This window comes from Micrococcus sp. IITD107, from assembly GCF_041927415.1.
Classification (GTDB): domain Bacteria; phylum Actinomycetota; class Actinomycetes; order Actinomycetales; family Micrococcaceae; genus Citricoccus; species Citricoccus terreus.
In genome coordinates this window covers 317,334-339,678 of the sequence record NZ_JBHFFN010000001.1, presented here as the reverse complement: position 1 = coordinate 339,678, position 22,345 = coordinate 317,334, and the positions used below count along the sequence as shown (strand labels likewise).

The 22,345-nt window shown below is 69.3% G+C and carries 24 protein-coding genes, 1 tRNA gene and 1 other RNA gene; 12 read left to right on the top strand and 14 right to left on the bottom strand.

Translation table 11 applies throughout. The features are described 5' to 3' along the window. The first annotated feature begins 55 nt into the window (after positions 1 to 55). Together ACEXHE_RS01585 and def are read left to right on the top strand one after the other, a co-directional pair. Positions 56 to 466, top strand: coding sequence for a four-helix bundle copper-binding protein (locus ACEXHE_RS01585; protein ID WP_374784471.1), 411 nt, complete (start codon positions 56 to 58; stop codon positions 464 to 466). A gap of 112 nt (positions 467 to 578) precedes the next feature. Next, positions 579 to 1,235 carry a peptide deformylase gene (gene def, locus ACEXHE_RS01580; RefSeq protein ID WP_374784470.1) on the top strand — a complete coding sequence of 219 codons (657 nt, stop codon included), beginning with the start codon at positions 579 to 581 and terminating at the stop codon, positions 1,233 to 1,235. A gap of 6 nt (positions 1,236 to 1,241) precedes the next feature. Here the strand turns inward: def and ACEXHE_RS01575 are convergent, their stop codons facing one another. The 5 genes from ACEXHE_RS01575 to rnpB all read right to left on the bottom strand — a co-directional run bounded on the left by ACEXHE_RS01575 (position 1,242) and on the right by rnpB (position 4,613). Further along, entirely contained in the window at positions 1,242 to 1,460 is a 219-nt protein-coding gene (locus tag ACEXHE_RS01575) for an HNH endonuclease signature motif containing protein (protein WP_374784469.1), read from the bottom strand. A gap of 246 nt (positions 1,461 to 1,706) precedes the next feature. After that, on the bottom strand, positions 1,707 to 2,021 hold the full coding sequence (locus ACEXHE_RS01570) for a hypothetical protein (RefSeq protein ID WP_374784468.1): 315 nt from the start codon (positions 2,019 to 2,021) through the stop codon (positions 1,707 to 1,709). After that, positions 2,003 to 2,317, bottom strand: a complete 315-nt coding sequence (locus tag ACEXHE_RS01565; protein ID WP_374784467.1) for a hypothetical protein — start codon at positions 2,315 to 2,317, stop codon at positions 2,003 to 2,005. Before ACEXHE_RS01565 ends, ACEXHE_RS01570 begins: the two co-directional genes overlap by 19 nt. Positions 2,318 to 2,480: 163 nt before the next feature. Next, entirely contained in the window at positions 2,481 to 3,920 is a 1,440-nt protein-coding gene (locus tag ACEXHE_RS01560) for a glyceraldehyde-3-phosphate dehydrogenase (RefSeq protein WP_374784466.1), read from the bottom strand. Positions 3,921 to 4,211: 291 nt separating this feature from the next. Further along, positions 4,212 to 4,613: RNase P RNA component class A (rnpB, locus tag ACEXHE_RS01555), an RNA gene on the bottom strand. A 44-nt stretch (positions 4,614 to 4,657) separates the two neighbouring features. On the opposite strand from rnpB, the gene ACEXHE_RS01550 reads away from it, so the two are divergent. After that, entirely contained in the window at positions 4,658 to 5,458 is an 801-nt protein-coding gene (locus tag ACEXHE_RS01550; protein ID WP_374784465.1) for a YaaA family protein, read from the top strand. Positions 5,459 to 5,549: 91 nt separating this feature from the next. Here ACEXHE_RS01550 and ACEXHE_RS01545 read toward each other — a convergent pair whose 3' ends face one another. The 3 genes from ACEXHE_RS01545 to ACEXHE_RS01535 all read right to left on the bottom strand — a co-directional run bounded on the left by ACEXHE_RS01545 (position 5,550) and on the right by ACEXHE_RS01535 (position 8,215). Continuing rightward, positions 5,550 to 6,506, bottom strand: coding sequence for a reverse transcriptase-like protein (locus ACEXHE_RS01545; RefSeq protein ID WP_374784464.1), 957 nt, complete (start codon positions 6,504 to 6,506; stop codon positions 5,550 to 5,552). A 19-nt stretch (positions 6,507 to 6,525) separates the two neighbouring features. Beyond that, complete coding sequence (locus ACEXHE_RS01540) at positions 6,526 to 7,269, bottom strand: zinc ribbon domain-containing protein (protein WP_091694313.1); 744 nt, start codon at positions 7,267 to 7,269, stop codon at positions 6,526 to 6,528. A 67-nt stretch (positions 7,270 to 7,336) separates the two neighbouring features. Continuing rightward, entirely contained in the window at positions 7,337 to 8,215 is an 879-nt protein-coding gene (locus tag ACEXHE_RS01535; RefSeq protein ID WP_091695235.1) for a Nif3-like dinuclear metal center hexameric protein, read from the bottom strand. Between the two features lie 183 nt (positions 8,216 to 8,398). On the opposite strand from ACEXHE_RS01535, the gene msrA reads away from it, so the two are divergent. From msrA to epsC, 3 genes are all read left to right on the top strand, one after another. Beyond that, complete coding sequence (msrA, locus tag ACEXHE_RS01530; RefSeq protein ID WP_374784838.1) at positions 8,399 to 8,920, top strand: peptide-methionine (S)-S-oxide reductase MsrA; 522 nt, start codon at positions 8,399 to 8,401, stop codon at positions 8,918 to 8,920. Between the two features lie 122 nt (positions 8,921 to 9,042). Continuing rightward, positions 9,043 to 9,978 (top strand): cysteine synthase A, encoded by a 936-nt coding sequence (gene cysK, locus ACEXHE_RS01525; protein ID WP_374784463.1) that lies wholly within the window; start codon positions 9,043 to 9,045, stop codon positions 9,976 to 9,978. Positions 9,979 to 10,042: 64 nt separating this feature from the next. Further along, the gene (gene epsC, locus ACEXHE_RS01520) at positions 10,043 to 10,639 is read left to right on the top strand and encodes a serine O-acetyltransferase EpsC (RefSeq protein ID WP_091694321.1); all 597 of its coding nucleotides are present in this window, start codon (positions 10,043 to 10,045) and stop codon (positions 10,637 to 10,639) included. A 91-nt stretch (positions 10,640 to 10,730) separates the two neighbouring features. Here epsC and ACEXHE_RS01515 read toward each other — a convergent pair whose 3' ends face one another. The 4 genes from ACEXHE_RS01515 to ppk2 all read right to left on the bottom strand — a co-directional run bounded on the left by ACEXHE_RS01515 (position 10,731) and on the right by ppk2 (position 15,407). After that, a complete protein-coding gene (locus tag ACEXHE_RS01515) occupies positions 10,731 to 11,921 on the bottom strand; it encodes a M14 family zinc carboxypeptidase (RefSeq protein WP_374784462.1) in 1,191 nt (396 codons plus the stop codon). Positions 11,922 to 12,055: 134 nt separating this feature from the next. Beyond that, positions 12,056 to 13,507 carry an NADP-dependent phosphogluconate dehydrogenase gene (gene gndA, locus ACEXHE_RS01510; RefSeq protein ID WP_374784837.1) on the bottom strand — a complete coding sequence of 484 codons (1,452 nt, stop codon included), beginning with the start codon at positions 13,505 to 13,507 and terminating at the stop codon, positions 12,056 to 12,058. 230 nt (positions 13,508 to 13,737) lie between these two features. After that, a complete protein-coding gene (locus tag ACEXHE_RS01505) occupies positions 13,738 to 14,496 on the bottom strand; it encodes an SGNH/GDSL hydrolase family protein (protein ID WP_374784461.1) in 759 nt (252 codons plus the stop codon). After that, a complete protein-coding gene (gene ppk2, locus ACEXHE_RS01500; protein ID WP_091695245.1) occupies positions 14,496 to 15,407 on the bottom strand; it encodes a polyphosphate kinase 2 in 912 nt (303 codons plus the stop codon). Before ppk2 ends, ACEXHE_RS01505 begins: the two co-directional genes overlap by 1 nt. Positions 15,408 to 15,592: 185 nt before the next feature. Here ppk2 and ACEXHE_RS01495 point away from each other — a divergent pair, with 185 nt between their 5' ends. The 4 genes from ACEXHE_RS01495 to ACEXHE_RS01480 all read left to right on the top strand — a co-directional run bounded on the left by ACEXHE_RS01495 (position 15,593) and on the right by ACEXHE_RS01480 (position 19,592). After that, positions 15,593 to 16,138, top strand: a complete 546-nt coding sequence (locus ACEXHE_RS01495) for a YceI family protein (RefSeq protein WP_285179521.1) — start codon at positions 15,593 to 15,595, stop codon at positions 16,136 to 16,138. A 68-nt stretch (positions 16,139 to 16,206) separates the two neighbouring features. Further along, positions 16,207 to 17,928, top strand: a complete 1,722-nt coding sequence (locus tag ACEXHE_RS01490; RefSeq protein ID WP_374784460.1) for a flavin monoamine oxidase family protein — start codon at positions 16,207 to 16,209, stop codon at positions 17,926 to 17,928. Further along, the gene (locus ACEXHE_RS01485; protein ID WP_374784459.1) at positions 17,925 to 18,767 is read left to right on the top strand and encodes a carbon-nitrogen hydrolase family protein; all 843 of its coding nucleotides are present in this window, start codon (positions 17,925 to 17,927) and stop codon (positions 18,765 to 18,767) included. The genes ACEXHE_RS01490 and ACEXHE_RS01485 overlap by 4 nt, the downstream gene beginning before the upstream one ends. A 42-nt stretch (positions 18,768 to 18,809) precedes the next feature. Further along, on the top strand, positions 18,810 to 19,592 hold the full coding sequence (locus tag ACEXHE_RS01480; RefSeq protein ID WP_374784458.1) for a TIGR02206 family membrane protein: 783 nt from the start codon (positions 18,810 to 18,812) through the stop codon (positions 19,590 to 19,592). On the opposite strand, the gene ACEXHE_RS01475 is transcribed toward ACEXHE_RS01480, so the two are convergent. Both ACEXHE_RS01475 and ACEXHE_RS01470 read right to left on the bottom strand, forming a co-directional pair. Further along, complete coding sequence (locus ACEXHE_RS01475) at positions 19,567 to 20,706, bottom strand: hypothetical protein (RefSeq protein WP_374784457.1); 1,140 nt, start codon at positions 20,704 to 20,706, stop codon at positions 19,567 to 19,569. The genes ACEXHE_RS01480 and ACEXHE_RS01475 overlap by 26 nt on opposite strands. Then, positions 20,703 to 21,089 (bottom strand): PadR family transcriptional regulator, encoded by a 387-nt coding sequence (locus ACEXHE_RS01470; protein ID WP_374784456.1) that lies wholly within the window; start codon positions 21,087 to 21,089, stop codon positions 20,703 to 20,705. The genes ACEXHE_RS01475 and ACEXHE_RS01470 overlap by 4 nt, the downstream gene beginning before the upstream one ends. Before the next feature lie 129 nt (positions 21,090 to 21,218). Between ACEXHE_RS01470 and ACEXHE_RS01465 the strand changes: the two genes are divergently transcribed. Continuing rightward, a tRNA-Val gene (locus ACEXHE_RS01465) sits at positions 21,219 to 21,292 on the top strand. Between the two features lie 63 nt (positions 21,293 to 21,355). Next, positions 21,356 to 22,312, top strand: a complete 957-nt coding sequence (locus ACEXHE_RS01460) for a hypothetical protein (protein WP_374784455.1) — start codon at positions 21,356 to 21,358, stop codon at positions 22,310 to 22,312. The last annotated feature ends 33 nt before the right edge of the window (positions 22,313 to 22,345 follow it).

The window sequence follows — 22,345 nt, the reverse complement described above, 5'->3', positions numbered from 1 at the left end:
ACGAGGGCCGCAGGCCCCTTCCCGGACCCTTCCACGATTGGCTAGGGTCGGCTGCATGACGCATATCACCTCCATGCTGACGACCCACCCTGACGCCCCTCAGATCGACCAGGAGAAGCTGGCGGCATGCATCGCCGCCTGCTTCGAGTGTGCCCAGGCCTGTACGGCCTGCGCAGACGCGTGTCTGGCTGAGGAGCATGTGGGCCACCTCCGGTCCTGCATCCGCACCAATGCCGACTGCGCCGACGTGTGCGGCACTACGGGCAGGGTCCTATCTCGGCTGACCGGTCAGTCTGATCAGGTCGACACCATCCGCGCACTCGTGGAGGCATGCCGAGCCTCCTGCGCCTCCTGCGCGGAAGAGTGCGGCAGCCATGCCGAGATGCACGAGCACTGCCGGATCTGCGCCGAAGCCTGCCGCCGGTGCGAGCAGGCCTGCGCTGACCTTCTCAGCGTCTTGGCCTGACCGGCCCGCCCTGGGTCTGCCGCTCCCGGACTAGAATCATCCGGTGCAACAGGGAGGCGCGCCCCCCTGCCCACCCGATCCCTCCAGTCCACGACCCCCAGGAGTGCCCAGCATGGCCATCCGTCCCATCACCGTCCACGGCGAGCCGGTCCTGCACCGACGCGCAGCCGATGTCGAGGTGATCGATGACGAGATCCGCACCCTGGTCCAGGACATGTATGAGACCCAGGTGGCGGCACGTGGCGTAGGACTGGCTGCACCTCAGGTCGGCGTGGGGCTGCGCATCTTCACCTGGACCTTCGGGGACACCGGCCCGGTGCCCAACACCGGCCACGTGATCAATCCGGTGCTGACGCTGCTGGGCAAGGTCTCCCAGGAGGAGCCGGACGAGGAGACCGAGACGGAGGGGTGCCTCTCCGCACCGGGCTACGGCTTCCCCCTGAAGCGCTCGGATCACGTTCGTCTCCAGGGCTTCGACGTGGACGGCAACCCCATTGACTTCGAGGCCACCGGCTGGTTCGCGCGCATCATGCAGCACGAGTACGACCACCTCGACGGCTATCTCTACGTGAACCGGCTGAACGGCAAGTGGACCCGCCGCTGGAAGAAGGCCCTGCGCCGCGAAGGCTGGACCGTGCCGGGCACCACGTGGATGCCTGGCGAGGATGAGGACCCCTTCGGCCACGATGAGGTGTATCCGGCCGAGATCGCCGGCTCCGGTGAGGACACCGCCACCGAGGCGCCCGCCCCAGAGACTGGCCGGCGCTGAGTCTCTTCACGACCGCCAGAACACGTTCCGCTGCGCCGTCCTGGCTGGATCCAGGTACGCCGCCGGGATGAACCACGGCACACCCTGGCGATTCTCAATGCTCCACGCGCCGGCGTGCACCGCGTGATGGTGGTGTGAGCACAGCAGCACCCCGTTGTCCACGCTGGTGGGACCGCCGAAGTCCCAGTGCTGGATGTGGTGGACCTCGCACCAGGGCGCTGGCATCGAGCAGTCCGGTGCCGCGCACCCGCCGTCACGGGCTGCGACGGCGCGACGCAGGCGGAGCGGGAACGGCCGCTGTTCCCGGCCGGTGTCCAGGACGCGCCCCTGTCCGTTGAGTACCACAGGCAGCACCGTTCCGTCGCAGAGCCACCGGCGGATCGACGTTGGGCTGATGGGGCCGGTGAATGCCGCCGAGGAGATGAATCGATCGCCCGTGGCGTCCGCCGGATCCCCGGTGGCGCCCAGCCGCTACGGTGATCCCAGAGCCTGGAGCAGGGATCCCTTCCGCGCCTGCAGCTCAGCGTCCGACGGTACGTCTCCGTCTGGATCGATCGCCGCCTCGAACCAGGCGAGCCAGTGTGCGGCCACTCGACGCATGACGTCTGGGTCAAGCCCCTGGGCCTGTGCGGTCAGTGTCACCTCGGCCTCGCGCAGCAGGGAGGCCACCCGAGCGTGGTCGACCTCACGGTGACTGCCCAGCCTGCGTGCGGTGGACAGTGCCGAGGCGATGTGGTCTACAGAGCTGGACGGGATGGTCCCCTGAGTCAGAGCTTCGGCCAGCATCGGCCAGACCGGCGGCAGGACCTCGGTCTGGCGAGGCGGGGCTGGGTATCGGCGGAGTAGACGCCCCAGTCCTGGTCTGCCGCTGGTGTGAGGACCGGCGGCAGTGCGTCGAGGAAGCCGGGATCCACGGCACGAGGGGCAATCTCGGCCAGCAGAGTCGCAGCGGCCTCGAGCAGGTCACCGAAGCCCTGCCCGTCCAGATCTGTCCCCAACACCTCGGTCATGGTCTCCACCTCCGCCCGTTCGATCCGTGTCCCGACGCCCACCGTCAGCTTTTCGTACACATATTCGAACACAGGCGACGGACAGGTTAAGGGGAGGAGCCCCGGTCCTGGAACGCCACCTCCGAGGGTCCGCTGTGCAAGAGGCGGAACTGCTCGGCAGACAGAGAACGGGGCGGCCCCACCGTCTCCGGTGGGACCGCCCCGTTCGTCAGTCGCTCAGGTCAAGACCTGGACGTCAGGCCTTCGGGAAGGTGGGCAGCGCGTCGCCGGCCATCTTCTCGATCACACGGACCACCTGGCAGGAGTAGCCGAACTCGTTGTCGTACCAGACGTAGACGATGGCGTGGGTGCCGCCGTTGACGATGGTGGCCAGACCGTCCACGATGCCGGCGCGGTTGGAGCCGACGAAGTCCGTGGAGACGATCTCCGGGGAGTGGATGTAGTCGATCTGTGCCCGCAGCTCACCGGTCAGGGACTCGGTGCGCAGGCGGGTGTTCAGCTCCTCCACGGTGGTGGGCTTCTCCAGCTCCAGGTTCAGGATCGCCATGGACACGTCCGGGGTGGGGACGCGGATGGCGTTGCCGGAGAGCTTGCCCTGCAGCTCGGGAAGTGCCTTGGCCACGGCCTTGGCCGCACCGGTCTCGGTCAGCACCATGTTCAGCCCGGCGGCACGTCCACGGCGCGAGCCCTTGTGGAAGTTGTCGGTCAGGTTCTGATCGTTGGTGTAGGCGTGGACGGTCTCGACGTGGCCGTGGTCGATCCCGTACTCATCGTTGATGACCTTGAGCACCGGAGTGATGCCGTTGGTGGTGCAGGAGGCGGCGGAGAGGATGGTGTCGCCCTCGGCGATGTCCTCGGAGTTCACGCCGAAGACGATGTTCTTGATGTCGCCCTTGCCCGGTGCGGTGAGCAGCACCTTGGCGGCACCCTTGGCCTTGAGGTGTTGCCCCAGGCCCTCCTCATCCCGCCAGCGGCCGGTGTTGTCCACGATGATCGCGTTGTCGATCCCGTAGGAGGTGTAGTCCACGGTGGCCGGGTCGTTGGAGTAGATCACCTGGATGTCGGTGCCGTTGGCGGTGATCGTGTTGGTCTCCTGGTCCACGGTGATGGTGCCCTCGAAGGGACCGTGGATGGAGTCGCGGCGCAGCAGGGATGCGCGCTTGACCAGGTCGTCCTCGGAGTTCTTGCGGACCACGATCGCCCGCAGACGCAGTGAGGAGCCGCCGCCGGCGTGCGAGAGCAGGATGCGGGCCAGCAGACGCCCGATGCGGCCGAAGCCGTAGAGGACCACGTCGGTGGGCTCGGTGATGCCCTGGCCGCCCTGACCGGCCACGTCAGCCAGCTCGGTCTCCAGGAAGGCCTTCACGTCTGAGCCGCCGGACTGCTTGAACTTGTTGGCCAGGCGGGCCAGGTCCACCGAGGCGGCGCCCAGGTCCATCTGCGCCATGGCCTCCACGAGGGGGTAGGTCTCCTCGACCGGCAGCACGGCCTCGTCGATCTGACGGGCGTAGCGGTGGGCCTTGATGATGTCGATGACGCCCTTGTGCACCAGCTGACGGCCGTAGATGCTCGTCACCACGTTGTGGTCGCGGTACAGGGTGCCGATCAGCGGCACCATCTTCTCGGCGAGTGCCTCGCGGTTGTTCCAGCCGGTCTCGGCGGTGTTCTCTGCCACGGTGGGTCCTTCCCTCGTTGGCCCTGTTCCCAGGGGGCGACGGCGCTGTCGCCTCAAGCGCCCGGCGGGCGCACGTCAGATGACGGTCACGGCCCGTCGTGGCCGTCCGCGGCCCCGGCAGGGCTCGGCAGTGACAGTCTAGTGAATTCCTGGCCCCGTCACGGAACGGCAGGGCCCGACGACGGCCGGTCCAGGATGCGATACGCGTCACCGAGCACTCGGTATGGGAGGACGTGCCTGCGGGGGGCGACCGCCGTGGGGATCGCAGGGCACTGAAGGGTGCAGGTGCGAGGGAACGGGCCGGCGGTACGCCGGGTTCTGTGCCTCGGCCGGATCGCTCCAGCCGAGGTGACGGCCATCCATCTAGGCCTGCCGTTGCCGGCAGGCTCGAGCGGCCAACCCGGATGCTCAGGCGGGCAGCCTTCGAACGCATCCTGTTCGGCCTTGCTCCGGATGGGGTTTACCGAGCCGACCCCGTCACCGGGGCCGCTGGTGGTCTCTTACACCACCCTTTCACCCTCACCTGCGCCGTTCGGTGCGAACACCGACCGGGCGGGCGGTCTGCTTTCTGTGGCACTGTCCTGCGGGTTGCCCCGAGTGGCCGTTAGCCACCATCCTGCCCTGTGGAGCCCGGACGTTCCTCGTGCCCTCATCCCGCGAACAGGAGGGGCACGCGGCCGTCTGCCGGCCCGTTCCGAGGGTCCAGTCTACGTCTGCCACCCCGTTAGGCTGGACCGGTGCTGATCCTGCTGCCGCCCTCGGAGGGCAAGACCTCGCCGCGCTCCGGCGCACCCCTGGACCTGGACACCCTGATCTTCCCCACCCTGGCCGGCGAGCGCCGCACGGTGCTGGGCACCTTGACCACGGCCTCGGCTCTGCCGGACGCACTCTCGGTCCTGGGCGTGGGCGCCTCCCTGGAGGAGGAGGTCCGGGCGAACGTGGACCTGCTGGAGGCTCACGCGGCTCCCGGCCATCAGGTGTACTCCGGGGTGCTCTTCGACGCGTTGGACTACTCCAGCCTCTCGGACGGCGCCCGGACCCGTGCCCGCAAAGACGCCCTGGTCTTCTCCGGGCTGTTCGGCGCCACCGCACTGGGGGACCGCATCCCGGCCTACCGCCTGCCGATCACCGCCAAGCTGCCGGGCCTGGGCGGACTGGCGGCGTGGTGGAAGCCGAGGATCGGGCCGGAGCTGGACGGACTCGCCGAGCACACCGGCGTGGTGGTGGACTGCCGCTCGGGCGGTTACGCGGCCCTGTGGAAAGCTCCGGCCGAGACCGCGGTGACCGTGGACGTGTTCCAGATGCGAGCGGGCAAGCGCACCGTGGTCTCACACTTCGCCAAGCACACGCGCGGACTGGTGGCCCGGATCCTGCTCGAGGCCGGCGGCCGAACGGTGCGGTCCCCGCAGTCTGCGGCTGAGGCCGTGGCGCAGGCCGGGGACGGTGCGCACGCCGTGGGCCATCAGTGGGAGGTCGACTTGGTTCCCGCTCACGGGAAGACCTCGGCCAAGCTCGAGGTCACCCTTCCCGAGTCCTGACGCCTGCATCTGCGGGTCAGACATCCACCTCACGAGCCCCCGAATCCGTGGATGAGGTCGATTTCTGACCTCTGGATGGATCCGCCGTGGGTCAGGCCGGGTCGGCCACCAGCTCCACCTCGAAGCCGTTCGGCGCCTCCAGGTAGGCCGCGTAGTGGTTCCGGCCGCCCGCGAAGGGGTGCTGCTCGGCGAAGAGCAGCGTGAAGCCCACCGCCTGAGCCGCCTGCGCCAGGCGGTCCACGTCTGCTCGTGAGCCAGCACGAAAGGCCAGGTGGTTCACGCCGGGCCGGAGTCGGTCATGCGCCCCCGCGGACACGTCCGGCCCGCGCTCGATCACCAGGTACTCCCCCGCGCCCTGGTAGCTGGCCCCCTCGGACCACTCCCCGCTGAGCACGTACCCCAGCTCCTCGAACAGCCACCCCAGGGTGCGCCGCGCCGCCGCCAGATCCTCCACCCAGATCTCCACGTGGTGCAGTCGCCCGGTGGGCGTCGCAGAGCCGGCAGAGGATGAGCTTCCCGACGACGGCTCCGTCGCCTTCTCGGCGGCCGGAGCCTTCTGCGCCCCCTCGCCGGGCGCGCTCACCGGGACTTTGGAGGCACCGGCGTCCCACTGCGTCCCCGCGGCGCCGGCATCCATGGCCTCATTGGAGAGCTGGTCGGCGTCCTTGTTCTTCTCCCGCGGGATCCACTCGTAGGTGACCTGTCCGGCGGGGATGATGCTGCGGGCCTGGGCGGCCAGGCGGCGCATGTCCTCGTGCTTGATCTTCCAGCGGCCGCTCATCTGCTCGACCACGAGCTTGGAGTCCATCAGGGCGTGCACACGGGCCTCGGGGTCGATCTGGCGGGCCATGGTCAGCCCGGCGATCAGCCCGGAGTACTCAGCCACGTTGTTGGAGGCCCTGCCCAGCGGCTGGGCGTCCGTGGCGAGGATCTCCCCGGTGTCTGGGTCCCGCACCAGCGCACCGTATCCGGCCACGCCGGGGTTGCCGCGGGAGCCGCCGTCGGCCTCGACCTGCAGGGTCCGTTGAGTCTGAGAAGTCGTCTGCACCTCGGACACGTTAGCCGGTTCAGTCCGCGTCACGGACGAGGATGGCACCGGTGTCCGGGCAGTAGGCCAACCGATCCGCAGGGGTCGCCTTGATCTGCTCCAGCTCCACGGGGCTGATGCCCATGCCGGAGGCCTCTGATCGGTTGCCCACCAGTCGGGCCGCGCCGATCCCGCCGGTGCGTGCGCGGATCTTCTCGTACAGGGCCACCAGGTCAGCCGGCAGCGCGGCGGCCTGCTGCTGGCGGGTGCCGGTGAGCTCTTTGCCACGGGCCGCCACCTGGGCGGCCTCGGCCTTGACCGCTCGTCCACGCGCGTTCGCCGCCGCTTCGGCCTCGGCGTGGGCCTGCTGAGCGGAGGCGTGGGCGGACTCGGCCTGTTCCACGGCGCCCATGGTCTCCAGCTCGGCGTCCTCCTGCTCACCCACCAGGCGCTGCAGGGTCTCGATCTCGTGCTGCATGCCCTGCAGGTCCTTGGCCGAGCCCTGCCCGGACTCCATCCGCTTCTGGTTCCGATCCAGGTGCTCGCGCGTGGAGCTCACCTTGCGCTCGGCCTCGGTCTGGGCCGACTGTGCGGTGCCCAGCTGCTCCTGGGCGGCCTGGACCTCGGCCTGGAGCCGGTCCGCCTCAGTCCGCAGCCGCTGGTACTCCGCGTCCTGCCGCAGGGCCTGCATGCGGGTCCGGGCCTGGTCCAGCTCGGTGTCGGTGCGCTGCAGCTCCAGCAGGGCCAGCTGGTGGGCGGGGCTGACGGTGGTCGGTGCCGACATGGCTCCTCGATTCCTCGGTTCTGACGGATCTGACGTTCTTGACGGAGGCGCGGTCCTGTGCCCGACCCTACGCGCCCGGCGTGAGGACGAAGTCCCAGGGATCGGTGTTCCGGCCGGAGACGGCGATGTCCACCTCGAACCCGCGGTCGGTCAGCAGGTTGTCCAGGGTCTGGGCGGCAGCGGGCAGCCACAGCCACTCACTGGCGAAGTGGGAGACCTCGATCAGATACGGACGGCCCCCGTTGAGCAGGGCGGTCTCGCGGGCCTCCGAGGCCGGGTGGTGGCGCAGATCGGCGGTGATGTAGACGTCGGCACCGGAGGCACGGACCTGGTCGAACAGGCTGTCCCCTGCACCGCCGCAGACTGCCACCGTGCTGACCAGGCCGTCCCGGTCGCCGGCCACACGGACGCCTCCGGCCACGGCGGGCATGGCGGAGAACACCCGCGCGGCGAAGTCGGCCAGGGTGAGCGCCTGCGGCAGGGTGCCCACGCGCCCGATCCCCTCCTCCGGCAGTCCGTCCTTCGCCGGAGCCAGAGGACGCAGGTCCTCCAGTCCCAGGATCTCGGCGATCACATCCGAGACCCCACCCACCGCGGAGTCGGCGTTGGTGTGGCAGGTCAGCAGTCCGCAGCCGCCCTCGATCAGCGTGTGGACCAGCTGTCCCTTGTAGGAGGTGGCCGCCACCGTGTTGACTCCGCGCAGCAGCAGCGGGTGGTGGGTGATCAGCAGCTGGGCACCGGCGCCCACGGCCTCGTCCACCACCTCCATCACCGGGTCCACCGCGAAGTGGATCCGCTGCACGGGGCTCTCCGGACGGCCGACCACCAGTCCGGTGGCGTCCCACCCCTCGGACAGGCTCTGCGGCCACAGCTCCTCCACCGCCTCCAGCACCTGGGCGAGGGTGGGAGTGGAGGGTGAGGCTGACAGCGTCTGATCGGTGCTCATGTCCCCATTGTGCCGCGTGTCACGCCCGACGACGGCAGGCTGGCCGGGTGCCTGGCCCACCGCACGCAGCGGTCCGGGAATGATCGGGGCCTGCCGATTGCTGACCCGGGTGTGAGCGAGAACCAGACCTCCCCCGCGCCCGACGCCGCCGACCGCTCGGTCGGAGGTGACGGCCGCTCCACCCTGCGTGAACTGACGGTGGCCGGCGGCTGCTTCTGGTGCCTGGACGCCGTGTACCGCCGTGTGCGGGGTGTGCAGGCGGTGGAGTCCGGCTACACCGGTGGGCACACCGAGGACCCGGACTATCGATCGGTCTGCTCAGGGACCACCGGTCATGCCGAGGCCGTCCGGGTGCTCTTCGATGAGTCCGTGGTCCCCGCTGAGGTCATCATGGACCTGTTCTTCACCGGGCATGATCCCACCACCCTGAACCGCCAGGGCCATGACATCGGCACCCAGTACCGCTCGGCACTGTTCCCTACAGACGCCGCCGACGAGCAGCTCTTCCGGGAGTCGATCGAACGCCACCAGCCCCTGTGGCAGGACCCGATCGTCACCACCATCGAGCCCCTGGGTCCCTGGCACCGCGCTGAAGATGTCCACCAGGACTTCTACAGCCGTCAGCCGTACAACGGCTACTGCCAGGTGGTCATCAACCCCAAGCTGGCCAAGGTCCGGCAACGTTACGCCCAGTGGCTGGACTGAGAGGCCTCGGTCCGCGACGCTTCTAGGCTGGACCGGATCTGTGCCTCCGCGCAGGTCAGCACGCTGAGCAGCACCCCTCACCCGTCGACATCACATCCCCCCATCGGAAGGACACCGCACTCATGGGCAAGATCCTGGAGAACATCACCGAGGCCGTGGGTCACACCCCCCTGGTCCGCCTGAACCGCCTGACCGAGGGCCTGCCCGCGCAGGTGGCGGTCAAGGTGGAGTTCTACAACCCGGCCAACTCCGTGAAGGACCGGATCGGCGCGGCCATCGTGGACGCCGCTGAGGCCTCCGGCCAGCTCCAGCCCGGCGGGACCATCGTGGAGGGCACCTCCGGCAACACCGGCATCGCCCTGGCCATGGTCGGCGCCGCGCGCGGCTACAAGGTGGTGCTGACCATGCCCGAGACCATGTCCAACGAGCGCCGGGTCATGCTGCGTGCCTACGGCGCGGAGATCGTGCTGACCCCGGGCGCGGACGGCATGCGTGGAGCGGTGGAGAAGGCCCAGCAGATCGTGGAGACCACCGAGAACGCGATCTGGGCCCAGCAGTTCGCCAACCAGGCCAACGTGCAGGCCCACTATGACACCACCGGGCCGGAGATCTGGGAGGACACCGAGGGCGCCGTGGACATCCTGGTCTCCGGCATCGGCACCGGCGGCACCATCACCGGCGCTGGACGCTACCTCAAGGAGCAGAAGCCCGAGGTGACGCTGGTGGCCGTGGAGCCGGCCGACTCCCCCATCCTCTCCGGCGGCAAGCCCGGTCCGCACAAGATCCAGGGCATCGGAGCCAACTTCATCCCTGAGGTGCTGGACACCGAGCTCTACTCCGAGGTCTACACCGCCACCCTTGAGGAGTCCGTCTCCACCGCCCGTGCCCTGGGGACCCAGGAGGGCATCCTGGGCGGCATCTCCGCCGGTGCGATCGTGGCAGCCGCCCTGGAGCAGGCCAAGAAGCCGGAGAACGAGGGCAAGCTGATCGTGGCGATCGTCCCCGACTTCGGTGAGCGCTACATCTCCACCGTCCTGTACGAGGACATCCGCGGCTGACCGGTCCCTCCGACCCCGGACCGCCACCGCACCACTTGATGCCAGCACCACCGAAAGGCCCCGCATGGGACTGATCTCCCGCCTGAAGGACACCCTGAAGGAAGACATCGCCAACGCCCGCGCGCACGACCCTGCCGCGCGCGGCGACCTGGAGGTGGCACTGGCCTATTCGGGTCTGCACGCGATCTGGGCCCACCGCGTCTCGCACGCCATGTGGCAGCACGAACGGCTGAAGACCCCGGCCCGTCTGGTCTCGCAGGCCGCGCGGGCGGTGACTGGGATCGAGATCCATCCCGGTGCGCAGATCGGCCGGCGCTTCTTCATTGACCACGGCATGGGCGTGGTGATCGGTGAGACCGCCGAGATCGGCGATGACGTCATGCTCTACCACGGGGTCACCCTCGGAGGCCGGTCCCTGGCCAAGGTCAAGCGCCACCCCACCCTGCACGACGGCGTGGTGGTCGGAGCCGGGGCCAAGATCCTGGGTCCGGTGGAGATCGGTCAGGGATCCTCCGTGGGCGCCAACGCCGTGGTGGTCAAGGACACTCCCCCGGACTCGATCGCCACCGGCATCCCCGCCACCTTCCGCGTGCGCGGCGCCTCCGAGCACCAGGCGGCGGTGGACCCGGCGGAGTACGTGGACCCCGCCATGTGGATCTGATCTGAGCACCCAGCCCGACGACGCCCGTCACCTTCCGCTGAAGGTGACGGGCGTCGTCGTGGCAGGGGTGTGCTGAGTCGCACCAGCCCGCTCAGGCGGGGATGGTCCCGCCCCAGTCGGTGAAGTAGTACTGGACCGGATCATGCGGGATCTGCTCCCAGATCTCCGGGTCCAGGCGCTGCACGGCGCCGGTGGCCAGACCGGAGAGCCAGGCCTCCACACCCAGCACGTTCTGCTGGATCAGCTTGCCGCGAGCCTTCTGGCCCAGGCTGCCGTCACGGGTGTTGCCGGAGGTCTCGAAGAAGATGGCCGCATTGGAGTGGCCCGTGGGGTTCAGTCCGTTCCAGTTCAGCCCCATCATCATGGCCGAGACCACGCCGCCATGGATGTCGATCACCACTCCCTCACCGACGTCGTAGCGGTCGGTGGTGATGTGGCCACGGTGGTCCACCTGCTGCCAGACATGGCCGGCCATCTGACGGGTCAGCACGTCATACTCCCCGCCGCGGATGCCCGGCAGGGTGGGTCCGCCCGGAGCCAGGGAGACGCCCAGGGACAGGGTGATGGCCTCTCCGGTGGTCCGGTCCACCTTCATGCCCTGATGGTGGATGTCCAGGGCGTACTCGGGCTTGACCATGGTCCAGTACTCGTACCAGGCGCGGGACTCACGGGCACGGAAGCCGTTGACGGCCCAGTCGCGGTTCAGGTCCACGGTGAGCGGACGGCCGTTGGCACCCAGGCGAGGCTGGTTCGTGGTCTCGTCCCACAGGGTGGTGGTGCGGGTGTTCATCTCCGAGCCGTCGGGGTTGTAGACGGGGATGAAGTGGATGGTGAACTGCTCACGGATCTGCCGGCAGGTGGGGCTGCCGCTGGAGGCCAGGGACCTCAGCACGGTCATCAGCGAGTCCAGGCCATAGGGCTCGTCGCCGTGGATGCGGCCCTGGATCCACAGATGCCGCGTGCCGGTGCCGACCTGGGCGACGTACAGCTCCCGCCCCTGCTCGGAGAGGTACTCGGCGGTGCCGACCTCGCGCAGGGTGGTGACCGTGACCGCGCCGCGCGAGGTGCGCTGCAGCTGTTCCAGCCCCTTGATCATGTCCCCGTAGGTGCGGATGGCGCTGGTGGGGGTGTTGTTCGGGTTGGGGTAGGTGGTGGCCGCCGCTGGGCCAGCGAGAGCGGGGGTGGCGGCCAGTGCGCCGAGCGCACCGAGTGCGGTCAGTGCTGTCCGGCGGGAGATCTGAGGGCCTGAAGGAGTCTGGGAGATGATGCGAGTGTGATCCATCTCACGCACGCTAGTCCTCTGGAACCTGACCGATCAACGGACTCGACCGCACTCGGCGCGGCTACGGACCGGTAGCAGACATCCGGTGGCCGGAAGACGGGCCCACGGTCAATCCGTCTCCCGGCCGGACCGGATCAGGCGGTGATCTCCGAGCGGTCGCCGGACCACAGGGTGTGGAAGGCGCCCTCGCGATCGGTGCGGCGGTAGGTGTGCGCGCCGAAGTAGTCGCGCAGCCCCTGGGTCAGGGCGGCCGGCAGTCGGTCCTGGCGCAGACCGTCGTAGTAGGCCAGGGCCGAGGAGAAGACCGGGACGGGCACTCCTGCGGCCACCGCACGGGCCACCACGCGCCGCCAGGCGGGGACAGCCTGAGCGATCGCCTCGGTGAACTCCGGGGCGAACAGCAGGTTCAGCGGCTGTCCCTCGGCCACGGTGCCCGGCTCCGGGTGACGCTCGGTGTCCCGCCCCCCGTAGGCCTTCATGATGGTGTCCAGCAGGTCGGCGCGGATGATGCAGCCGTTGCGCCACAGTGAGGCGATGGTGCCCAGGTCCAGGCTCCACCCGTACTGGGCGCCGGCGGCCTGCAGCATGTCCAGGCCCTGCGCGTAGGAGACGAGCTTGGAGGCGTAGAGCGCCAGCCGCACGTCCTCCACGAACGCCTCCCGGTCCTCCCCTTCGGCCAGGCGAGCCACTTCGGCCTCGTCCAGTCCGGCCTGCAGGGTCTTCTGGGCCTGGGCACGCACGGCGGTCTGGCTGGAGAGGGACCGGGCGAACACGGACTCGGCGATCGCGGCGATCGGGGAGCCCAGGTCCAGGCCGGAGATCGCCGTCCAGCGCCCGGTGCCCTTCTGCCCGGCCTCGTCCACGATCAGGTCCACCAGCGGGCGCTGGGTCTCCACGTCCACCTGGGAGAGCACGTCCGAGGTGATCTCGATCAGGTAGCTGGCCAGCTCGGTGCGGTTCCACTGATCGAAGATCGCGGCCTGCTCGGCCGGTTCGTACCCGCCCACGCGGCGCAGCAGGTCGTAGGCCTCACCGATCACCTGCATGTCCGCGTACTCGATGCCGTTGTGGACCATCTTCACGAAGTGCCCGGCCCCGTCGGTGCCGATCCACGCGCAGCAGGGGTCGCCGTCGTAGTCCGCGGCGATGCTCTCCAGCAGCGGACCGAGGGCCTGGTAGGACTCCTTCGGGCCCCCGGGCATGATGGCCGGGCCGTTGAGTGCACCCTCCTCGCCACCGGAGACGCCCACACCCACGAAGTGCAGGCCCTGCTCGGCCAGCGCGGCCTCACGGCGGCGGGTGTCCTCATAGTGGGAGTTGCCGGCGTCGATCACGATGTCCCCGGCCTCCAGCAGCGGGATCAGCTGCTCGATGACATCGTCCACCGGCTGGCCGGCCTTGACCATCACCAGCACCCGGCGCGGGGTGGCCAGGTTCGCCACCAGCTCGGTCAGGGTCTCGGTGGGAATGAAGTCGCCCTCCTCGCTGAACTGGGCCACGAGGTCGTCGGTGCGGGCACGGCTGCGGTTGTGCAGGGCCACGGTGTAGCCGTTGCGGGCGAAGTTGCGAGCCAGGTTGGCGCCCATCACGGCCAGCCCGGTCACCCCGATGTCCGCCCGTCCCTCACGGCCGTCTCCGGGTGTGGCGGCCTGGCGGGCCTGTCCGGTCTCCGGCCCCTCCTGCGGGTCCAGCTTGTCCTTGGCGGTGGTGATCGACTCGCTCATGTGCGCTGCCTTCCCGGGCGTCGGTGCGCCCTGAGAGTGAGGTGAGGTGGAGGGGAACGTTGCTCTGTGCACCAGCCTACGCGCGCGGGGACTCACGGAGCCGAACGGGACACCTCATGCAGGTCCTCGGCGATCCCTTCGGCCAGCAGCTGTGCCCCGGACTCGGACAGGTGCAGTCCGTCCGTGGTGTGGTCCGGGTCCGCGTAGCGCCCGTCCGGTCCGCGCAGCCGCTCCCACGGGTCCACCAGCTGCCAGCCGCGCTCCTGCGCCGCCTGCGCCGTCAGCTCGTTCCAGGCCTGGGTCCGCTCCGCCACCTCGGCGTTGATCGGCCCCACGCCCACGACGACCACGCGCTCCTCCGGGTACCCGGTGCGCTCGGCGATCGATCCGATCTGCTCCACGTAGTCCGCGTGCGCCGCGGTGAAGCCGCCGCTGTCCGGGGAACCTGCCCGACCGGCGTCGTTGGTGCCCAGGAAGGCGAGCAGCCATTGAGCCTGCACCTCGTCCTCACCGGTGCGCAGGTGGACCTGGAGGACTTCATCCGCCGTGGCACCCCAGCGGCCGGCGGCACCGACCACGGCCACGCCGTGATCGTCCACATGGTGCACCCAGGACTGCGGGCCGGTCCGTCCCGCGCGCAGATCCGGGGAGTCGGCCACGGTGAGCGAGTCTCCGTAGACCTCCACGGTCACCGCCTGCTCAGCCTGCTTCGGCGCCTCAGCAGCGGGTCCCGACGACGGCGCCGCACCCGAGGAGGACGGCTCGCCTCCCCCGGTGGGCTGGCTCCCGCAGCCGGCGAGGACGAGCAGGGCCGAGGCGGCCAGCGCGGCCAGCCGGCAACGGGTGCGCATCAGTCGCCGACGGCGTCCCGACCGCGCTGGACGATCAGCGGATCCGGGGTGCCCACCACCTCGTGGTCCTTGTCCTCGTACTCGAACTGGGAGAGGAAGTAGCGCATGGCGTTCAGGCGAGCGCGCTTCTTGTCATTGGACTTGATGGTGGTCCACGGGGCGTGGTCGGTGTCCGTGTGCAGGAACATCTTCTCCTTGGCGTCCGTGTAGTCCTCCCAGCGGTCCAGGGACTCCAGGTCCATGGGCGAGAGCTTCCACCGGCGCACCGGGTCGATCTGCCGGATGGCGAAGCGGGTGCGCTGCTCGGAGCGGGTCACGGAGAACCAGAGCTTGGTCAGGTGGATGCCCTCGTCCACGAGCATCTTCTCGAACAGCGGCACCTGGTTCATGAACGTGGCGTACTGCTCGTCGCTGCTGAAGCCCATGACCCGCTCCACACCGGCCCGGTTGTACCAGGAGCGGTCGAAGAGCACGATCTCGCCCTCCGTGGGGAAATGGTTGATGTAGCGCTGGAAGTACCACTGGCCCTGTTCGCGGTCGGAGGGCTTGTTCAGCGCCACCACGCGCGCGGTCCGCGGGTTCATGTACTCGGTGAAGCGCTTGATGGTGCCGCCCTTGCCGGCGGCGTCCCGTCCCTCGAAGACGATGATGTGGCGCTGGCCGGTGTCCTCGCCCCAGTACTGCAGCTTGAGCAGCTCGATCTGGAGGTTGTACTTCTCCAGCTCGTACTCCTCGCGGGACATCCGCTCCTCGTAGGGGTAGTCCTCGCGCCAGGTCTCCACGGCCTTGCCGTCCGGGGCGATCAGGTCCGGGTCAGGTGTGTGGCCGTCGATGACCTTGTACCCGCCGTCACGCAGCTTGTCGATGAACTCTCGCAGGTTCTCACGGGGCACGTTCGGGGTCAGCTGCATCTTCTCGGTCTCCTCCTTGAGCTCCACGCACCGGGCCGCAGGACGGTCAGCGGCTCCTGCCGCCCAGACACCACCCTGGGGGTGCACCTTCATTCTCCCCCAGATCCGTGTGGTCCGACTACGCTGACATCAGACACCAGGTGCGGCGCATCCGCGTCCGGCCGTGACCCCAGGGGGAACATCACATGACCGCTCAGGACCTCGCCGGACACTGGACCATCGACCCGGCCCACTCACGGATCGGATTCTCCAGCCGTCACGCCATGGTGGCGCGCGTGCGCGGCGCGTTCAACGAGGTCACCGGAGAGGTCACCGTGGATCCGGCCGACCCCGCCCGCTCCTCGGCCACGATCCGGGTCCAGATGGACAGCGTGGACACCCGCAACGCCCAGCGGGACGAGCACCTGCGCAGTGCCGACTTCTTCAATGTGGCCGAACACCCGGAGATGGTCTTCATCTCCCACCAGATCGACGAGGTGGAGGACAACAGCTTCATCGTCAACGGAGAGCTGACCATCCGTGGCATCACTCGGCTGCTCTCCGTGCCGCTGGAGCTGATCGGCATGGACACCGATCCGAACGGCCAGGTCCGCGCGGGCCTGGAGGGCAGCCGGCGGATCGACCGCCGCGACTGGGACGTCACCTGGAACACTCCCCTGGACTCCGGAGGGGTGCTGGTCAGTGACAAGATCTCCCTGGAGTTCGAGATCTCCCTGGTCAAGCAGGCCTGATCCGGCCTGCCAGGGCGCGGGGCCGCCGTCGGGAAAGTCTGAAATGTGACTTTGATAACGTCCTGGGGGTGACCCTCTCAGACACTCCTGACACGCATCCTCGCCTGGACCACGCGGCAGATCCCGCACCTCCAGCGCAGCCGGGACTCACCGCCTTCGGCCCGGACTTCCCCTTTGCCTACGACACCTGGCTGACCCACCCGGACGGCCTGGGGTCGGTGCCGCCCGAGTGCCACGGCGAGGAGGTGGCGATCATCGGAGCCGGGATCTCCGGACTGGTCGCGGCCTACGAGCTGATGCGGATGGGGCTGCGTCCGGTGGTCTACGAGGCCTCGCGTCTGGGCGGTCGACTCCGCTCCGAGCCGTTCGCGGACGGAGACCCGGCCACCATCGCCGAACTGGGCGGGATGCGCTTCCCCCGGTCCTCCGCCGCGTTCTTCCACTATGTCGACCTGCTGGGGCTGCAGACCAGACCCTTCCCCAACCCGCTCACCGAGGCCGCTGGCTCCACGGTGATCGAGCTGGCCGGTGAGGCCTGGTACGCCCAGACCCTGGATGATCTGCCCCCGCTGTTCCGGGAGATCGCCGAGGCGTGGGACGGCGCCCTCGAGACGGTCCTGCACCTGGGACAGCTGCAGCAGGCCATGCGCGCCCGGGACGCCGCCGCGGTCAAGCGCATCTGGGACGAGCTGGTCCCCCGGTGGGACGACCACTCCTTCTACGAGTTCGTGGCCTCCTCGGAGGAGTTCTCCCAGCTGAGCTACCGGCACCGTGAGGTCTTCGGCCAGGTGGGCTTCGGCACCGGCGGCTGGGACTCGGACTTCCCCAACACCATGCTGGAGATCCTGCGGGTGGCGGTCTGCGAGTACGACGACGACCAGCACCTGATCCAGGGGGGCGCCGAGCAGGTGCCCCGCGGGCTGTGGGATCGGCCCGTGGACGACGCCGTGCACTGGCCGTCCGGGACCTCGCTGTCCTCCCTGCACGAGGGGCGGCACCTGGGCGCGGTGACCCGCGTGTACCGCACGGCTGACGGACGGCTGGGCGTGGTGGACGCCGAGGGCGAGGAACGGACCTACCGCACGGTGCTGGCCTCCTGCCAGACCTGGCTGCTGACCACCCAGGTGCAGGTGGAGGAGGAGCTGTTCTCCCAGGAGGTGTGGATGGCACTGGACCGCACCCGGTACATGCAGTCCTCCAAGACCTTCGTGAAGGTGGACCGTCCGTTCTGGAGGGACATCGATCCGCAGACCGGGCGGGAGCGGATGTCCATGACGCTGACCGACCGGCTCACCCGCGGCACGTACTTCTTCGAGGACGGGCCGGATGATCCGGCGGTGATCTGCCTGAGCTACTCCTGGATGTCCGATGCGCTGAAGATGCTCCCCCATTCGGCCCAGCGGCGCGCCGACCTGGCGCTGCAGGCCCTGGATCGGATCTACCCCGAGGTGGACGTGCGCCAACACATCATCGGTGAGCCGATCACCGTCTCCTGGGAGGCCGACCCGTATTTCCTGGGCGCGTTCAAGGGCGCACTGCCCGGACACTACCGGTACAACGAGCGCATGTTCGGACACTTCGTGCAGACGGACCTGCCCACCGAGCAGAAGGGCATCTTCCTGGCCGGCGACGACGTCTCCTTCACGCCTGCCTGGGCCGAGGGCGCCGTGCAGACCGCGCTCAACGCCGTCTGGGGCATCGTGGACCACCTGGGCGGGAGCACCCCGGAGGCGAACCCCGGCCCGGGCGATGTGTTCGATCAGCTGCGCCCGGTACGGTTGCCGGCATGAGCCCCGCCTCCATCACGTCCCTGAAGGCCCCTCCACCGCAGCCGATCCGGGTGGCGGCCGCCCAGTGCCGCCCGATCCCGGAGGACGTCCCGGCGAACCTGTCCCTGATGGACCGCCTGCTCGCCGACGCCGCGGGGCAGGACGTGGATCTGGTGGTCTTCCCCGAGATGATGCTGACCGGCTACGGGATCGGAGCCGAGGCGGTGTCCCGGCTGGCCGAACAGGTGGACGGACCGTCCGGACAGTCGGTGGCCGAGATGGCACACCAGCACGGGGTGGCGGTCTGCTTCGGCCACCCCGAGCGGGGCGGTCAGGCGGTCTTCAACAGCGTGAGCCTGGTGAGCGAGTCCGGCGAGCGCCTGACCGGCGGGCGGAAGATGCACCTGTTCGGGGACGTGGACGCGCAGCAGTTCTCCGCAGCTGACCGCGCGCCGCAGGTGGCCACGTGGCACGGCTGGACCGTGGGAACGGCGATCTGCTTCGACGTCGAGTTCCCGGAGACCACCCGACTGCTGGCCGAGCAGGGTGCTGACCTGGTCCTGGTGCCCACGGCGAACATGGTGGGCTTCGAGGTGGTCAACCGGGTGCTGGTCCCTGCTCGTGCGGCCGAGAACCAGCTGGCCCTGGTGTACGCCAACCACACCGGTTCTGACCCGCTCTTCGACTACAACGGGGACAGCCTCATCGCCGGTCCGGACGGCTCCATCCTGGCTGAGGCCTCTGCCACCGGGTCTCCCACCGGTGAGCAGCTGGTCATCGCAGACCTTGATCCCCACAGGGTCCTGGATGCCCGGCGTGACTTCTCCTACCTCACCCAGCGCCGGACCGACCTGTACTGACAATCGTCGGCGCCCGCTGCTCCTGCGACCTACACTGTCGCCATGGATCGCATGACCCCCTACGGGCCGGAACACCTGGCCGTGCTCGTGGTGATCGTCGTCGTCGGGATCCTGGCGGTGGTCCACGCCCGCCAGGTGCGCGGCACCCCTGCTGAGCACCGCCTCACCCGCGGCGCCGGCTGGCTGCTGCTCGTGGTCTCGCTCCTGTGGATGGCCTGGGGGCTGCTGCCGCAGAACTGGGACATCGAGCAGTCGCTGCCGTTCCACTTCTCCGACGCCCTGCGCATCATCACCGCGATCGCCCTGATCACCCGTGCGGGCTGGGCGGTGGCGGTCAGCTTCTACTGGGGCCTGACCCTGAACCTGCAGTCGGTGCTGACGCCGGACCTGACCTACCTGGGCGACCCTGTCCTGGAGTTCAGCCTCTACTGGTTCCTGCATGCCATGGTGCTGTGGGCCCCGCTCGTGCTGGTGTGGGGACTGGGCTATCGGCCGACCTGGCGCGGCTATGGGGCGGCCTTCGGCATCGCAGTGGGGTGGGCCGGTGTGGCGGCCGTGGCGAATGCGGTCACCGGCGCCAACTACGCCTATCTCGCCCATGCCCCGGCGGGACCATCCCTGTTGGACGTGCTGGGTGGCTGGCCCTGGTACATCGGGGTCGAGTTCCTCCTGGTGGGCGCCGTCTGGGCACTGATGACCTGGCCCTTCACGACGACGGCCCGCACCGAGCACGCACCGCTCGCCGACCGCTGGGGTCTGGTGAGGAGGCGGGCCATCCCCGCAGCCGCGGCCTCGCCGACTACCCGCGCGTTCGCTCGGTCTTGAGCCTGACTGCCCGGCGCCAGTCTCGCGCAGAGGAGATCGTCGCCCCGAAGAGCAGCAGGAGCATGCCCGCGCGGAAGACGCTCTCCAGGACGGGCACCTCATCCATGCCGAGCCCTTCCACCAGCTGCGCTGCGAAGAGGACCGTCCAGGCGGCGGCCAGCGCCCCGGTGAACAGGGTCATCCGCCGCGGCCGGACCACCGGATCCTCGGCGAGCGCGTGGGCGTAGTCCCAGGGCGAGCCGAACTCCTCGACCGCCAGGTTGCCGGACTGCTGGGCATGGGTCAGCGCCTCATGGACTGCCCGGTCCACGTCGCTGTCCTCGAGCACTCGCCGGTGGAACAGCGCCGAGCGGACCTGGTCGGCCCAGGTCCGATCGCCCACCGGTTCTTCGGCTGTGTGCACCCGGCGGGGCAGGCCCAGATCATCGTGCGCGCCGCTGCCGGGAATCCGCTGGGCCAGCTGCCAGGCGACCACGGCCAGGAGTGTCCAGGCGCCGGTCGCGATCCAGATCCAGGGCACCCCCTGCGGCAGCAGCACATCCTGAGTGGCCATGGCCACCACGGCGATCACCACAGCGGAGACCGCCACTACGACGACGGCCGCGGCCACGGCGCGCAGGTTCCCTCGGCGTCCCAGGGTGGAGGAGTAGACGGCGTGCAGCAGGATGATCGGCACGGCGATCGCGCCCGGCACCAGGATCCAGCCCAGGCTCATCTGGCCCGGGCCCCATCCCGGGATCACCGTGAAGAGCACGAACAGGAAGGACAAGCCTGCGGCCACGGCGGGGATGCCCCACAGGGCCGAGCGCAGGCTCCAGGTGTTCTCCGTCTCGCCGCGGTGCCGGATGAAGCGCTCCGGGTTCTCTCGCAGCCAGCGGTGCACCGTCGCCTCCGCCCACACGCCCGGTTCCCCGTGGAGCTGTTCCAGGGACTGGGCCGATCCTCGTGCAGCCTCGGCCGCGCGGCGCACCTCGCCCTGCGCCGGGGATGACTGGACCTGGGAGAGCAGCAGCCGGAAGTAGGCATCCCGTGACCAGTCCAGGTCGCGCTCGGAGTGTCCGTGGTCCTTGACCTCGGACTCCAGCCGCTCCAGGTGTTCGGTGGTGTCCTTCATGGTCCCTCCCCCTGGGCACCCGTGGTGACGGGGCCGTCGTCGTGCTCTGTGGCTGCGTCCGCGGTCAGGGCGGTGACCAGTGCCGCCCACTGGGCGCGCTCCTGGACCAGCTGTGCTGTCCCCTGGGCGGTGAGCCGGTAAGTCCGCCGCCCCGGGCCGGTCTGGCCTGGTTCCCAGGTGGAGGCGATCAGCCCGTCCTCCTCCAGCCGTCCCAGTAGCGGGTAGAGCGATCCACCGCGGGGCCGGCCGAAGCCGCGGCCCTCCAGCTCGGTGGCGAGCCTGTAACCGTGGCGGGGGCCGCCCCGCAGCACAGCCAGGATGGCCGTGGGCAGCGCCGTGCGAGACCAGGCCGCGGGCCACTGCTGCCCTGCCGCTGACCCCATCGCCTCACCTCTGTACGATGGGTACGTTACGTACGTACCCCTCAGTACACCCTGCATGCACCAGGGGGGTCTCGTCAAGGCGCCGCGGTGCCTGCGCTAGCATGGCGAGGTCCGGTCTGACCGGGTTCGGGGCCAATAGCTCAGTTGGTTAGAGCACTTCGTTTACACCGAAGGGGTCGGGGGTTCGAGTCCCTCTTGGCCCACCCACCTGAATCTCTTCGCACCGCCACGGCAGCCGCCACATCAGCGCACCCGTGGGAGGACCTATGGAAGGATCGCACCTCCCGATGGAGCAGGACTGGCACCCTCGCGCGCGGGCGTGGATCTCGGAGCACCTCGGCGTTGAGTACCTGAAGATCGACCAGGTCCGCGAGCGGCACTGGGGGTCGATCTGGACGGTGGACACGGGTGATCAGCGCTGGTGGTTCAAGCGCGGCCATCCCCGCCTCCACCACGAGGTCGCTCTGCGGCGGATCCTGCGTGACCATGCACCGGCACTGATCCTGCCGGTGGTCGCCGATCACCCCACTGAAGGATGGATGCTCACCGAGGATCAGGGCGGAACGCTCTCCGTTCGCGCCTCCAAGCATCCAGACCAGGGGCTACGGATCCTCAGGGAACTCGCCCAGGCCATCGCACAGGTGCAGCGCTCGGTCCCCCTGGAGGCTGTGACCGGCCTGTGGCTGGACGAGTTCGCGCCTGACCGTGCGGTGGAGACGCTCGACCGAGCCCTGGCATGGTTCGCGGCATTGCCTCCGGGCCACCCGGCCCATGTGGACACCGGGCGCCGGACCAGTGCTCTGGCGGCGATGGAGGACGTGGTGGTGCGCTGGGCGCGCCTCCGCTCGGACGGCATCCCTGATCTGGCGATCGACCACAACGACCTGCACTTGGGCAACGCCTTCCCCGGCCCGCTGATCTCCGATGGGGGCGATGCCGTGATCGGACACCCCTGCGGCACGGTCAGGCACCTGTCGGTCACCGCACAGCGCCTGCAGGGCACGCGTGCCGCCGAGACGGTGAAGGGTGCCTACCTGTCCGAGTGGGGCGACCCGGCGGAACTGGACGAAGCACTGGAGACTGCCGTGCGGCTGCAGGTGCCGAACAGGCTGAACTGCTGGTGGCGGCTGGACTCTCCGGACATGGTGACCGAGTACGCGCAGTACATCAACCCGCTGATCGACGAGATCGGCCAGGGCTGGGACACCGTCACCGAACCCTGATCCAGCATGCGATCACGATCACGACAGATGTGG